General features: G+C 72.8%; 12 protein-coding genes. 8 read left to right on the forward strand and 4 right to left on the reverse strand.

The window, feature by feature from the left end; genetic code table 11:
- Nucleotides 1-43 precede the first annotated feature (43 nt).
- A complete protein-coding gene (locus C1701_RS05660) occupies nucleotides 44-1384 on the reverse strand; it encodes a hypothetical protein (RefSeq protein ID WP_155886077.1) in 1341 nt (446 codons plus the stop codon).
- 139 nt (nucleotides 1385-1523) lie between these two features.
- On the opposite strand from C1701_RS05660, the gene C1701_RS05665 reads away from it, so the two are divergent.
- On the forward strand, nucleotides 1524-3020 hold the full coding sequence (locus C1701_RS05665) for a leucyl aminopeptidase (protein WP_026418200.1): 1497 nt from the start codon (nucleotides 1524-1526) through the stop codon (nucleotides 3018-3020).
- A 113-nt stretch (nucleotides 3021-3133) separates the two neighbouring features.
- Here C1701_RS05665 and C1701_RS05670 read toward each other — a convergent pair whose 3' ends face one another.
- Nucleotides 3134-3487: an oxidoreductase gene (locus C1701_RS05670; protein WP_026418199.1), complete on the reverse strand. Its 354-nt coding sequence runs from the start codon at nucleotides 3485-3487 to the stop codon at nucleotides 3134-3136.
- 281 nt (nucleotides 3488-3768) lie between these two features.
- On the opposite strand from C1701_RS05670, the gene lpdA reads away from it, so the two are divergent.
- The 4 genes from lpdA (at nucleotide 3769) to lipB (ending at nucleotide 8934) form a co-directional block, all read left to right on the forward strand.
- Nucleotides 3769-5151: a dihydrolipoyl dehydrogenase gene (gene lpdA, locus C1701_RS05675; protein WP_026418198.1), complete on the forward strand. Its 1383-nt coding sequence runs from the start codon at nucleotides 3769-3771 to the stop codon at nucleotides 5149-5151.
- Between the two features lie 56 nt (nucleotides 5152-5207).
- Nucleotides 5208-6932, forward strand: a complete 1725-nt coding sequence (gene sucB / locus C1701_RS05680) for a 2-oxoglutarate dehydrogenase, E2 component, dihydrolipoamide succinyltransferase (protein WP_026418197.1) — start codon at nucleotides 5208-5210, stop codon at nucleotides 6930-6932.
- A 226-nt stretch (nucleotides 6933-7158) separates the two neighbouring features.
- Complete coding sequence (locus tag C1701_RS05685) at nucleotides 7159-8049, forward strand: TIGR01777 family oxidoreductase (RefSeq protein ID WP_026418196.1); 891 nt, start codon at nucleotides 7159-7161, stop codon at nucleotides 8047-8049.
- Nucleotides 8050-8145: 96 nt separating this feature from the next.
- On the forward strand, nucleotides 8146-8934 hold the full coding sequence (gene lipB, locus C1701_RS05690; protein WP_026418195.1) for a lipoyl(octanoyl) transferase LipB: 789 nt from the start codon (nucleotides 8146-8148) through the stop codon (nucleotides 8932-8934).
- A gap of 9 nt (nucleotides 8935-8943) precedes the next feature.
- Here the strand turns inward: lipB and C1701_RS05695 are convergent, their stop codons facing one another.
- Complete coding sequence (locus tag C1701_RS05695; protein WP_103056977.1) at nucleotides 8944-9879, reverse strand: LLM class F420-dependent oxidoreductase; 936 nt, start codon at nucleotides 9877-9879, stop codon at nucleotides 8944-8946.
- Between the two features lie 152 nt (nucleotides 9880-10031).
- Here C1701_RS05695 and C1701_RS05700 point away from each other — a divergent pair, with 152 nt between their 5' ends.
- The 3 genes from C1701_RS05700 to C1701_RS05710 all read left to right on the forward strand — a co-directional run bounded on the left by C1701_RS05700 (nucleotide 10032) and on the right by C1701_RS05710 (nucleotide 12938).
- A complete protein-coding gene (locus tag C1701_RS05700) occupies nucleotides 10032-10958 on the forward strand; it encodes an oxidoreductase (protein WP_026418193.1) in 927 nt (308 codons plus the stop codon).
- An 89-nt stretch (nucleotides 10959-11047) separates the two neighbouring features.
- On the forward strand, nucleotides 11048-12049 hold the full coding sequence (gene lipA / locus C1701_RS05705; protein ID WP_026418192.1) for a lipoyl synthase: 1002 nt from the start codon (nucleotides 11048-11050) through the stop codon (nucleotides 12047-12049).
- Between the two features lie 127 nt (nucleotides 12050-12176).
- Complete coding sequence (locus C1701_RS05710) at nucleotides 12177-12938, forward strand: DUF4191 domain-containing protein (RefSeq protein ID WP_026418191.1); 762 nt, start codon at nucleotides 12177-12179, stop codon at nucleotides 12936-12938.
- Nucleotides 12939-13335: 397 nt separating this feature from the next.
- On the opposite strand, the gene C1701_RS05715 is transcribed toward C1701_RS05710, so the two are convergent.
- Nucleotides 13336-13815, reverse strand: coding sequence for an RDD family protein (locus tag C1701_RS05715; protein WP_026418190.1), 480 nt, complete (start codon nucleotides 13813-13815; stop codon nucleotides 13336-13338).
- Between the last annotated feature and the right edge of the window lie 22 nt (nucleotides 13816-13837).

The raw sequence follows: 13837 nt of genomic DNA on the forward strand, positions 1-13837 counted from the left end.
GCCTCCCCCGGAAAGTCGAAGGTCGTGTGACCGCGGAGGTGCGTCACGGGCTCCGGTGCCGCCACCTCGCCCACAGGGCGAGGACGGCCGATCCCCCCAGCAGCACCAGCCCGCTCGTCACCAGCGCCACCACCGGAAGGCTCAGCGCGAGGATGACCGAACCGAACATGCCAGTGCAGGCGAGACGCATCGGCCAGTTCCGCTCATCGGCCATGAGCACCCGTGCCGCGGCGTTGACGAAGGCGTAGTGGACGAGCAGGAGGCACGCGGCCACCGCCATCGAGATGGCCGGGTCAAGGACCAGCAGCGGCGGTAACACCAGGACCGCCACGGCGAGTTCGGGAGGCCGAGCGGCGCCACCCCGCCCCCGCCCCGCCAGGACCAGGGGGAGGTCCCGTTCGATGGCCAGCACCCGCACCCCGTCCCGGAGCCGGCGCAGCACCGGGACCAGGACGGCCAGTGCCGCCAACGCGGCGGCCAACCGCACGAGACGGGACAGGGGCGTGGCGTCGGACGCGACCAGCAGGTCGAGCAGCGGAGCGGGCGCCAACGCCAACCGGTCCGCGCCGAGCTGGTGCAGCGCCCCGGCCAGCACCGCCGCCTGGACCAGCCCGACCACCCCCAACCCGAGGGCGACCGCGCCCCTGCCCGGCATCCCGCCGCCGAGGACGGATCCCTCGTCCTCGGGGCCGGACGGGCCGTCGTCCCGCCGCTCGGTGGAGGGAACCACCCGGTCGAAGCCGGCGATGGCGAAGAACCACAGCCCCGCCGCGCCCGCCACCCCGCCGAGCAGCGAGTCGTAGTCCCTCCCGACCACCGTGGCCGAACCGGACGCCACCGGGTCCACCCCCACGGCGGCGGCCACCACCAGGCCGAGGACGCCGACCACGAACAGCGGGAGACCCCAACGCACCCCCCGGGGCCGTTCGAGCCGGGCCGCGACTCCCGACAGGGCCGCCACCACGAGGCCCGCCGACGCGATCAGCGGCCGCTCCGGCCAGACGTACCGGCCCGCCGCGCCGGCCACCGCGGCTCCGGCGAGGCCGTACCCGACCAGGAAGGCGACGTTGCCCAGCCGGGACGGCACCTCCCCCAGCTGGTCCCGGGTCGACAGGTAGTCCCCCGAGGAGTGGGCCACCGAGGCCCGCATGACCAGGGCGGAGGAAGCGCAGCACAGGGCCACCAGGAACGCGACGGGCAGACCGGCCAGCGCCCACCACCCGGCCGCGCCGGCCAGCGAGGCGACACCGAGCAGGGCACCGGCCCCGACCGACGCCGCCACGAGGTCGGCGACCACTCCGGGCGAGCCCCACCGCCGGCCGGAGCGACGCCGCGACCTCGTCCCCGCGTCCACGGCCCCACCCCCTCGCGCCTCGCGGTCCATGATCCCCACTCCCCCACCGTTCTCGTCGGCAACGGTCTCACCAGCTCACGGCTGGTCCGGCGCTAACATTCGCAGATCCGCCGGCCGGCGCCCACGGCGCCGACGGCGGATGACCAAGACGACAAGCGAAGGAGCCGCCGTGACCGCACCCACGCTCGCCATCACCGACAGTGACCCTATCGGTGCCAGTGCCGACGCCCTGATCATCGGGACGCTCGCCGGACCGGACGGGCTCACGCTCGCCCCGGGTTCCGCCGAGGTGGACTCGGCCTTCGGCGGTGGACTGGTGGACCTGTTGGCCGCGGTCGGCGCCAAGGGCAAGGCCGACGAGGTCGTCAAGATCCCCGCGCGCGGCGCGGTGCCGGCCACGGTGGTGGTGGCGACCGGTCTCGGGTCGTCGTCGGGGCCCGAGGAGCAGGTCACCGCCGAGCAGGTGCGGCGGGCGGCCGGGGCGGCCGCCCGCGCGCTGGCCGGCACCGGCCACGCGGTCAGCCTGCTGTCGCTGCTGGACCTCGGGGCGGCGGCGCAGGGCACGCTGCTCGGCGCCTACCGCTTCACCCGGTACCGCACCGAACCGGGTGATGGCCCGGTCGGGCGGGTGGAGTTCGCGCTCCCCCCGGGCGTCGAGGGTGACCCGCAGGCCACGCTGAAGGCGGCCACCGCCATCGCCTCCGCCGTGAACACCGCCAGGGACCTGGTGAACACCCCGCCGAACGACCTGTTCCCCGAGTCGTTCGCCGAGCGGGCCGCCGACCTGGCCAAGGAAGCCGGGGTCGACATCGAGGTCCTCGACGAGAAGGGCCTGCGCAAGGGCGGGTACGGCGGCATCCTCGGCGTGGGCGGCGGCTCGACGCGCGGGCCGAGGCTGCTGCGCCTGCGCTACGCCCACCCTCGGGCCGTGAAGAAGGTCGCGCTGGTCGGGAAGGGCATCACCTTCGACAGCGGCGGCATCTCCCTCAAGCCGCCGGCGGACATGGACCAGATGACCTCGGACATGTCCGGCGCCGCCGCCGTGGTGGCCAGCGTCGTGCTCGCGGCGCGGTTGAGGTACCCGCTGGAGGTCATCGCGCACGTCCCGCTCGCCGAGAACCTCCCCTCCGGCACCGCCTACCGGCCCGGTGACGTGCTCACCATGTACGGCGGCAAGACCGTCGAGGTGCTCAACACCGACGCGGAGGGACGCCTTGTCCTCGCCGACGCCATCACCCGGGCCGCCGAGGACGACCCCGACTACCTGATCGAGACCTCCACCCTGACCGGCGCGCAGGTCGTGGCCCTCGGCAAGCGCACCCCGGGCGTCATGGGCGAGGACGAGTTCCGCGACCGGGTCGCGGAGATCGCCAGGGCCACCGGTGAGGGCGGGTGGGCGATGCCGCTGCCGGAGGAGCTGCGCGGGGACCTCGACTCCAAGCTCGCGGACCTGGCGAACGTCACCGGCCACCGCTGGGGCGGGATGCTGTCCGCCGGCCACTTCCTCCGGGAGTTCGTGAAGGACGGCCTGCCCTGGGCGCACATCGACATCGCCGGCCCGGCCTTCAACGACAAGGGCCCCTGGGGCTACACGCCCAAGGGCGGCACCGGGCTGCCGGTGCGCACCATCGCCGCCGTGCTCGCCGACATCGCCGAACACGGCTGACCCGACCCGCCGGCGGCACGCCCGGGGTCGCGAAGTTGAGCCAGATCACTTCGCGACCCCCGCCACCCGCCGCGTGGTCGTCCCCTCGGGGTTCGGGAGGGCGGACCGGGCGTTCAGTCGGTCCGCCCCTCCCGCTCGGATCGCTTGCGTAAGGCGCGCTGCCGGGCCGTGTAGTCGCGCATCCGCTGCGGATACCCGACGAGGGCCACGTCGTAGACCGGCATGCTCAGCTTCCTGGCGAACTGCTTCGCGCCCTCGGGGCCGTCGATGCGTCTCCGCGTCCACTCCCCGTCGTGCGCGATCAGGACCACGGTCGTCTCGGTCACCGCCGTCCTCGGCTCCACGTACGCCTCGACGCCGCGCCGGGACGCCGCCCACTCCTCCAGGTGGCTGGTGTCGGCTTTGGACGAGGTACGCAGCGTCCCGGGACGCTGGCGACGACGTCGGAACCGATCGAAAAGACCCACAACGGACACCTCCTGTTCGCTTGTCCCGATCCTGCCAGCAGGGCTCGGGCCACGGGTCCCTCCTCCGCAACGGTTTCGGCGGACGGCCCGTTCCCGTCGACCACCACGCGCACGACCCGGCGCGTGCACCCTGGGTGATCTGATCCCGCCGAGGGGGGCCGCCCAGCCGGACCCCTTCGCCAACTGGCGATACGTGGTGACAAGATGGCACCGGGTACCCCGCCGACCGGCCTAGGGTGTATCCGTAAGCGATTCGCCAACCTGCCTGTCAAGGAGATCCCGTGACTGACACCTCCGCCGATCTGGTGATCCTCGGCGGCGGCTCCGGCGGCTACGCGTGCGCGCTGCGCGCGGCAGAGCTGGGTCTGTCCGTTGTCCTGGTCGAGAAGGACAAACTCGGAGGAACCTGCCTGCACCGCGGCTGCATCCCGACCAAGGCGCTGCTGCACGCCGCCGAGGTGGCCGACTCGGCCCGGGATGGTGATCAGTTCGGCGTGAAGAGCTCCCTGGAGGGCATCGACATCGCCGGGGTCAACTCGTACAAGGACGGTGTCGTCAACCGCCTCTTCAAGGGCCTCCAGGGCCTGGTGAAGTCGAGGGGCATCACCTACGTCAACGCCGCCGGCACGCTGACCTCCCCGACCACCGTCGAGGCGGAGGGCGTCACCTACACCGGCCGCCACGTCGTGCTCGCCACCGGTTCCTACGCGCGCAGCCTGCCCGGCCTGGACATCGGCGGCCGCGTGGTCACCAGCGACCAGGCGCTGAACCTGGACTTCGTGCCGGAGCGGGTCGTCGTGCTCGGTGGCGGGGTCATCGGCGTGGAGTTCGCCAGCGTGTGGCGGTCCTTCGGCGCCGAGGTCACCGTGGTCGAGGCCCTGCCCCGCCTGGTGCCCAACGAGGACGAGTACCTCTCCAAGCAGTTGGAGCGCGCGTTCCGCCGCCGGGGGATCACCTTCAAGACCGGGGTGCGCTTCACCGGGGTCACCCAGGACGACACCTCGGTGTCGGTGAACCTGGAGTCCGGGGAGCAGCTGGACGCGGACCTGCTGCTGGTCGCCGTGGGGCGTGGCCCCAACAGCGCGGGTCACGGCTTCGAGGAGGTCGGCGTCGCGACCGACCGGGGCTTCGTGGTGACCGACGAGCGCCTGCGGACCAGCGTGCCGGGCGTCTTCGCCGTCGGCGACCTGGTCCCCGGTCTCCAGCTCGCGCACCGGGGCTTCCAGCAGGGCATCTTCGTCGCGGAGGAGATCGCCGGGCTGAACCCGTCCACCATCGACGAGGCCGGTATCCCCCGGGTCACCTACTGCGAGCCCGAGGTCGCGTCCGTCGGGCTGACCGAGACCGCCGCGAAGGAGAAGTACGGCGAGGTCCAGACCCTCGTCTACGACCTCGGCGGCAACGGCAAGAGCCAGATCCTGAAGACCTCCGGGGCCGTGAAGCTGGTCAAGGCCGGCGCCAAGGGCCAGGACGGTCCCGTGGTCGGCGTGCACATGATCGGCGCCCGGGTCGGCGAACTGATCGGCGAGGCACAACTGATCTACAACTGGGAGGCGTTCCCCGGCGAGGTCGCCGAGCTGGTGCACGCCCACCCCACCCAGAACGAGGCTCTCGGGGAGGCACATCTCGCCTTGGCCGGTAAGCCCCTGCACGCGCACGGCTGAAGCCGGAGCGAGGAACTAAGTCCCACGAGCGACTAGCACGAGGAGTCAGCGAAAAGATGGCCTTCTCCGTCCAGATGCCGGCGCTCGGTGAGAGTGTCACCGAGGGCACCGTCACACGGTGGTTGAAGAAGGAAGGCGACCGGGTCGAGGTCGACGAGCCCCTGCTCGAGGTCTCCACCGACAAGGTCGACACCGAGATCCCCTCCCCCGCCGCCGGAGTACTGCGGCGGATCATCGCCCAGGAGGACGAGACCGTCGAGGTCGGCGCCGAACTGGCCCAGCTCGACGACGGTTCGGGTGAGGAGCCGGCTTCCGCCCCCGCCGCCCAGGAGCAGCCGGCCGAGTCCCCAGCGCCGACTCCCCAGCCCGCCGAGCAGCCCGCCCCGGCCCCGCAGCCGGCGGCGTCCGGGGCCGGCAACGGCGGCGGCTCCGCCGAGGGCACATCGGTGGAGATGCCCGCACTGGGTGAGAGCGTCACCGAGGGCACCGTCACCCGGTGGCTGAAGAACGTCGGGGACAGCGTCGAGGTCGACGAGCCCCTGCTCGAGGTCTCCACCGACAAGGTCGACACCGAGATCCCCTCCCCGGTCGCCGGCACGCTGCTGGAGATCGTGGCGGGCGAGGACGAGACCGTCGAGGTGGGCGGACGACTCGCGGTCATCGGGTCCGGCGCGCCGGCCCAGGCCGCCGCCCCGGAGCCCGCCCCGGCGCCCGTTCAGGAGGCCCCCGCCCAGGAGGCCCCCGCCGAGGCACCGGCTCCCGCCCCTCGGCCCTCGGCCCCGTCGGAGGAACCCGCTCCGGCGCCCGCTCCGGCCGCGCCGCAGCAGGCGCAGCCGAGCGCGGACGGCGGGGGGAACCCCTACGTCACCCCGCTGGTGCGCAAGCTCGCCAACGAGAACGGCATCGACCTGAACACCCTCCAGGGCTCGGGTGTCGGTGGCCGGATCCGCAAGCAGGACGTGCTCGCCGCCGTCGAGGCCAAGAAGGCCCCCGCGCAGCAGGCGCCCGCTCCGGCCACGGGCTCCGCGCCCACGCCGGAGCCCGTGCGGGAGAGCGAGCTCCGGGGCCGGACCGAGAAGCTGTCGCGGCTGCGGCAGGTGCTCGCCACCCGCATGGTCGAGTCGTTGCAGACCGCCGCGCAGCTCACCACCGTCGTCGAGGTCGACGTCACCCGGATCGCCCGGCTGCGGGCCAGGGCCAAGGCGGCCTTCGCCGCCCGTGAGGGCGTGGGCCTGTCCTTCCTCCCGTTCTTCGCCAAGGCCACGGTGGAGGCGCTCAAGCAGCACCCGCAGCTGAACGCCTCCATGAACCTGGAGAAGAAGGAGGTCACCTACCACGGTGCCGAGCACCTGGTGATCGCGGTGGACACCGATCGCGGCCTGATGGTCCCGGTGGTGCACAACGCTGGTGACCTGAACCTCGCCGGGCTCGCCCGCAAGATCGCGGACGTCGCCGAGCGGACCAGGACGAACAAGATCACGCCCGACGAGCTCAGCGGTGGCACCTTCACGCTGACCAACACGGGCAGCCGGGGCGCGCTGTTCGACACGCCGATCTTCGCCCAGCCGCAGGTCGGCATCCTCGGCACCGGGGCCGTCGTGAAGCGGCCCGTCGTGGTGAGCGACGAGTCCGGCGGCGACACCATCGCCATCCGGTCGATGGTCTACCTCGCGCTGTCCTACGACCACCGCCTGGTGGACGGCGCCGACGCCGCCCGGTTCCTGGCGACCATCAAGCAGCGGCTGGAGGAGGGCGCGTTCGAGTCCGACCTCGGTCTCTGACGCCGCCACCCCCGCTGACCCCGGGCCCCGCCACCACCGGTGGCGGGGCCCGGCGCCGTTCGATGCCGGGACGGCGGGAGGGCCACCCCGACGCTGTGCTCCGACAGCGGTCGACCGGTTCGCCTGCCCACCACGATCCCGTCGCTCCCTCCGTGCCCGCCGGCGGGGCGACCGACCGGAGCGGGACGGAGTCGCGTCGACGACGCCGATGCGTCACGATCAAGGAATGCGCGTCGTGGTCGCTGGTTCCTCAGGTCTTGTCGGCTCCGCCCTGGTCTCCGCTCTCGAGGACACCGGTCACGAGGTGGTGCGCCTCGTCCGCCGACCGGCGAGGGCGGCCAGCGAACGGAGTTGGGACCCGCCCGCCGGCCACGTGCCCCACGACGCGCTGGAGGGCGCCGACGCGGTGGTGAACCTGTGCGGGGCGTCGATCTTCGGGCGCCGGTGGAACCACGCCAGGAAACAGGTGCTGCGTGACAGCCGGCTCGTGCCCACCGAGGTCCTCAGCACCGCCGTCGCCGAACACCGGATCCCGGTGCTCGTCAACGCCTCCGCCGTGGGCTACTACGGCGACACCGGGGACCGCGCCGTGGACGAGACCGCCCCGCTCGGGTCGGGGTTCCTCGCGGAGCTGTGCCGCGACTGGGAGGACGCGGTGCGCCCCGCGCGGGAGGCCGGCGCCCGCGTCGTCCTGGCCAGGAACGGCATCGTGCTCAGCTCCGGAGGTGGACTGCTCGGCACGCTGCGGCCGCTCTTCTCCCTGATGCTGGGGGGCCGGCTGGGCAGCGGCGGCCAGTACCTGTCGTGGATCGGCATGGACGACGAGCTGGCGGCGCTCCGGTTCGTACTGGAGACCGACGGCCTCGACGGCCCCGTGAACCTCACCGCGCCCGCGCCGGTGACCAACGCCGAGTTCACCCGCGTGATGTCGACCGCGTTGGGGCGCCCGGCGCCCTGGGTCGTTCCCGGGGTGGCGCTGCGCGCCCTCCTGGGCCAGATCGCCGACGAGTTGGTGCTCACCGGCCAGCGAGCCGTGCCGAAGGCCCTCTCCGAACACGGGTTCCACTTCCACCACCCCGCGCTGAACTCCGCCCTCGTGGCCGCGTTGAACGACTGAGCCGGGAACGCGGTCGCACGTCCTCGCCTGTGGCGTCGCGCGCACCACGCCGGCCACGCCGGCGACCCGCGCGCGGCCGGGCGTAGGGTCAGGTCCGTGCGCAGCAACGACGAACCCCTCCGCTCCGCCCCGTCCACCTCGTGCCGGTCGGCGAGCGACCAGGTGGTCGTGCGGCATCTCGGGCTCATCGAGTACCAGCGGGCCTGGGACCTCCAGCGCGAACTGGTCGCTGCCAGGCAGGCCGGTGACGGGCCCGACACCCTCCTCCTGCTCGAACACCCCTCCGTGTACACGGCGGGCAAGCGGACCCGGCCGGCGGACAAACCGCAGGACGGCACCCCGGTCATCGACGTCGACCGGGGCGGGATGATCACCTGGCACGGCCCCGGTCAGCTGGTCGGCTACCCGATCGTCGAACTCGCCGAACCGGTCGACGTCGTGGACTACGTCCGGAGGTTGGAGCAGGCGCTGATCTCGGTGTGCGACCAGCTGGGCGTGCGCACCGGGCGGGTCGAGGGCCGCAGCGGCGTCTGGGTGCCCGCCGACGAGCGGGGTGGCGAACGCAAGATCGCCGCGCTCGGCATCCGGGTGCAGCGGGGCGTGACCATGCACGGCCTGGAGATCAACTGCGATCCCGACATGTCGGCGTGGGACCGCATCGTGCCCTGCGGGATCAGCGACGCGGGCACCACGTCCCTGACCGCGGAGCTCGGGCGGACCGTGACCGTCGCCGAGGTCCTGCCGCTCGTCGAGCGGGCGGTGCTCGACGCGCTGGAGGGCGCGCTGCCGGTGACCCACCGACCCGCCCGGCCGGAGCCGGCGGAACCGGCCGGGGCCGGAGCGGTCACCTTCGCCCTCGACTCCCGGATCCAGTCCGCCGGCTGAGGCGGGCCATCACCCGAGCTGGGGCGCCACCTCCGAGGCGACCACCTCCAGGTGGTCGAGGTCAGCCAGGTCGAGCACCTGGAGGTAGAGCCGACGGACACCGGTCCGCTCCCGCCACTGCCCGATCCGGTCGACGATCTCGCCCGGCGTGCCGGCGAGCCCGTTCTCCCGCAGTTCCGGCACCTCCCGGCCGATCGCGGCGGCGCGGCGGGCCACCTCCGGCTCGTCCCGGCCGACGCACAGCACCAGCGCGGCCGACCGGAGGATGTCGCCCGCGCGCCGCCCGGCCGCGACGGCGGCCCGGTCCACCCGTTCGAACTGCTCCGCCGCCGTCTCCATGTCGACGAAGGGCAGGTTGAACTCGTCGGCGAACCGGGCGGCCAGCTCCGGCGTGCGCTTCTTGCCCTTCCCGCCGAGCACGAGTGGCGGCCGTGGCCGCTGCACCGGCTTGGGCAGCGCCGGCGAGTCGCTGATCTGGTAGTGCCGTCCCTCGTAGTCGAAGGTCTCACCCTCCGGCGTGCCCCAGAGACCGGTGATGATCTCCAGCTGCTCCTCGAAGCGGTCGAACCGTTCGGCCAGCGGCGGGAACGGAACACCGTAGGCGGCGTGCTCCTCGGCGTACCAGCCGGTGCCCAGGCCCAGGTCCACCCGGCCGCCGGACATCTCGTCGACCTGGGCGACGGTGATGGCGAGCGGACCGGGCAGGCGGAAGGTCCCGGCGGTCACGAGGGTGCCCAGCCGGATCGTGCTGGTCTCCCGCGCGATGCCGCCCAGGGTCACCCAGGCGTCGGTGGGGCCGGGCAGGCCGGAGACCGAGCCCATCTTCAGGTAGTGGTCGGAACGGAAGAAGGCGCCGTAACCGGCCGACTCGGCGCACCGCGCGACGCGGAGCAGGTCGGTGTAGGTGGCGCCCTGCTGGGGTTCGGTGAACACCCGGAGTTCGATGCGATCGTTCACGGGCTCCAAGGGTGCAGGGCGACCGGAGCGAGGGCCAACCGGGGGCCTCGACACGGCGGAGGGCGCGGTCCCGGCACGGCGGTGGTCTCCGGTGCCGGGCCGCCGTGGCACCACGGATCGCCACACGGTAGTTGTGAGCTATGTCCAGATGGAGCGCAACCCAGATCCCCGACCAGACCGGCCGCAACGTCCTGATCACCGGAGCGAACTCCGGGTTGGGGCGCTACTCGGCGGTCACCCTCGCCAGCCGTGGCGCACGAGTGTTGTTGGCCTGCCGCTCGGCCGAACGCGGGCGGCCGGTGGTGGACGAGATCCGCGCCGCCGGCGGTGAGGCCGAACTGGTCGAGCTAGACCTCGCGGACCTGTCCTCGGTGCGGCAGGCCGCCAGCACGGCCAGGGCGCTCTGCCCGGAGGGCATCGACATCCTGATGAACAACGCGGGCGTGATGGCGCCGCCGTTGACGCGGACCCTCGACGGGTTCGAACTCCAGATGGGGGTGAACCACCTGGGCCACGCCGCGTTGACCTGGTTGCTGATGCCCAGCCTCATGCGGCCGGGGGCGCGGGTCGTGACCCTCAGCTCCATCGCCCACCGCGCCGGTTCCCTCGATCTGAGCGACCTGAACTACGAGTACCGCAAGTACAACGCGGGCCGGGCCTACGGGCAGTCGAAGCTCGCCAACCTCCTCTTCGCCTTCGAGCTGGACCGCCGTGCCAGGGCGGCTGGCCTGGACCTGCTCAGCGTGGCCGCGCACCCCGGCATGACGGCCACCGAGCTCGGCGGGAACATGGCCAGGGCCCGGGGCAGCTCCTGGATGGAGAAGGGGTGGGGGCTGGTCAACCGCGTGATGACCCAGCCCGTCGCCGACGGGGCCAGCCCGCAGCTGTACGCGGCGACGATGCCGGACGTGCGGTCCGGTGACTACTACGGGCCCGACGGCCCCGGCGAGGCCAGGGGCGGTCCGAAGAAGGTGTCCTCCACGGCGGCGGCCCAGGACACTCGGGTCGCGGCCGAGTTGTGGGACCTCACGGCGACGCTCACCGGAGTGACGCCCGATCCACGCTGAGCGCACGCCTGGTGCCGGGTCCACGTCCTCCGCCGGGATGCCCGACCGGATGGCGTGGACCACAGCACGACGACGCGTAGGGTGGGCGTGTGACGGTCGCACCGGAGGGGCGCAAGCTGTTGCGACTTGAGGTCCGCAACAGCCAGACGCCCATCGAGAAGAAGCCATCCTGGATCAAGACGCGCGCGCGCATGGGTCCGGAGTACCGCGAACTGAAGGGCCTGGTGCGGCGCGAGGGCCTGCACACGGTCTGCGAGGAGGCCGGCTGTCCCAACATCTACGAGTGCTGGGAGGACAGGGAGGCCACGTTCCTCATCGGCGGTGACCAGTGCACCCGCCGATGTGACTTCTGCCAGATCGACACCGGGCGGCCGGCGGCGCTGGACCGCACCGAACCGCGCAAGGTCGCCGAGTCGGTCCAGGCGATGGGCCTGCGGTACTCCACGGTCACCGGAGTGGCCAGGGACGACCTGCCCGACGGCGGCGCCTGGCTGTACGCCGAGACCGTGCGCCAGATCCACGAGCTCAACCCGGGGACGGGTGTCGAGCTGTTGATCCCGGACTTCAACGCCGACCCGGACCAACTCGCCGAGGTCTTCTCCAGTCGTCCGGAGGTCCTCGCGCACAACGTGGAGACCGTTCCTCGGATCTTCAAGCGCATCCGGCCGGGCTTCCGCTACGAGCGGTCGCTGCGGGTCATCACGGAGGCGAGGAACGCGGGTCTGGTGACCAAGTCGAACCTGATCCTCGGCATGGGCGAGGAGCCCGACGAGGTGACCGAGGCGCTCCAGTCGCTGTACGACGCGGGTTGCGAGATCATCACCATCACGCAGTACCTGCGTCCCAGCGTCCGCCACCACCCCGTGGAGCGGTGGGTCAAGCCCGAGGAGTTCGTGGCGCACAGCAGGACCGCCGAGGAGATCGGCTTCACCGGGGTCATGGCCGGCCCGCTGGTCCGCTCCTCCTACCGCGCCGGTCGGCTGTACGCGGGCGCGGTGCGCCGCCGAGGCGAGGAACTGCCCGAGAACCTGAGCCACCTGCTCAGTGAGAGCCCCGCCGCGCAGGAGGCCAGCGCCCTGCTGGCGCGGTGAGAACCCTGGCCGCCCCCGTGCCGCACGGGGGCGGCCCGTTCCGGGCCGGCTGAGGGCGAGGCTCCGGTCCCGGCTCGGCCGTCTCCCCACGGGCGGCCGGCCGCGACCTCCCCCGTATCCTGGTCGTATGGCCCCCAAGCAGGAGAAAGCGGCTGGAAAGCCGGACAAGGCGGCCGCCAAGGAAGCGTCCAAGGCGGCGAAGAGCGCCCGGCGGCAGGCATCGAGGGAACGCCGCAAGCAGATCTTCGAGGCGTTCAAGATGCAGCGCCGCGAGGACAAGCGGCTCATCCCGTGGATGCTGGTCGCCTTCCTCGGCACCGCGCTCGTCGTCTTCGGCCTGGGCTTGCTGCTGGGGCTGCAATGGTTCTTCCTGCCGGTCGGCATCGCCTTCGGCGCCCTCGCCGCGGTCATCGTGTTCGGCCGCCGCGTCCAGCGCACCGTCTACCAGCGCGCGGACGGGCAGCCGGGTGCCGCCGGCTGGGCGCTGGAGAACATCCGCGGCCGCTGGCGAGTGACGAACGCCGTCGCCGGCACCACCCACCTCGACGCCGTGCACCGGGTCATCGGGCGCCCCGGCATCATCCTGGTCGCGGAGGGCGCCCCGCACCGCGTGCGGGGACTCATCGCACAGGAGAAGAAGCGCGTCGCCCGGGTGGTGGGCAGCACTCCGATCTACGACTTCACGGTCGGTAACGGGGAGGGGGAGGTCCCGCTCAAGAAGCTCCAGCGCCACCTCATGAAACTCCCCCGTAACATCAGCGTCGCGCAGATGGACGTGTTGGAGACGAGGCTCGCCGCGCTGGCCAGCAAGGGCAACGCCATGCCCAAGGGGCCGATGCCCCAGGGGGCGCGGATGCGGAACATGCAGCGGGCCATCCGCCGCCGCTGAGCTCCTCCAGCGGGCCAGGGCCACGCATCGAGGCGGGGAACGCCCTCCGGACCAGGTTCCGGGGGGCGTTCGACCGTCTGGAGGGGCCGACGTCCCTCGCGCGCGGGAGAGGGACCCGGCGACGAACCGGGGCGGCCTCCTCGGACGGCCTACGCGGGCACGTGCGGAACCGACCCGTGGAGCGCGATCGGCGCGGCCTCCTCGACGGCCCGCCTCCGAACGACTCGACCGAGCCGGCGCGTCAGCGAGCCCGCGGTCGCGGGGACGGACGATGTGACAGGTGCGCGGCGGTCGGCACCACCGGTCCCCCGGACCCGGTCCAGGACGCCCCAGGGGAGGCGGGACGCTCCGTCGGCGCCCGGGTCACGACCACAATGACATCGGCCGGACGACCAGGTCAGCGGGTGTTCACCACGACCGTGCCCAGTGCCCGGTCGTGCAGACCCCGGTAGTCGAGGTCCCACACCACGGCGGGGATCAGGAAGAAGATCATCACGGTGCGACCGGCGGCTCGGGGCAAGCCCACCCGGGCGGCCCCACCGAGCCGAGCGACCCGGATGCCCAGCAGCGCCATGCCCGGCGTGAAACCGGCGACGGCGACCGGGACCACGGTCAGCAGCACCCAGGCCAACAGGCTCCAGTTCCGGGGCAGTTCGGGGGCGGTGAACAGACCGGCCACGAGGGCTGCCATGATCAGGTCGACGAGCAGCGCCGCGAGCTTGCGCCGGGGTCGGGCGACGGAGCCCGGACCCGTCTCGGGTAGGCCGAGGCGCTCGCCGCGCCACCGCTGGTTCTCTGCCTCCGCCGCGGCCCGCCGACCCTCCGGGTCGAGCGCCGCGCTGGGGCCGGACAGCCACGAGCCGGTCCACCTGTTCACGGACCCCAGCGTAACGACCGAT

Origin of the sequence: Actinoalloteichus sp. AHMU CJ021 (genome assembly GCF_002895405.1) — a bacterium.
In the GTDB taxonomy this organism is placed as follows: Bacteria; Actinomycetota; Actinomycetes; order Mycobacteriales; family Pseudonocardiaceae; genus Actinoalloteichus_B; species Actinoalloteichus_B caeruleus.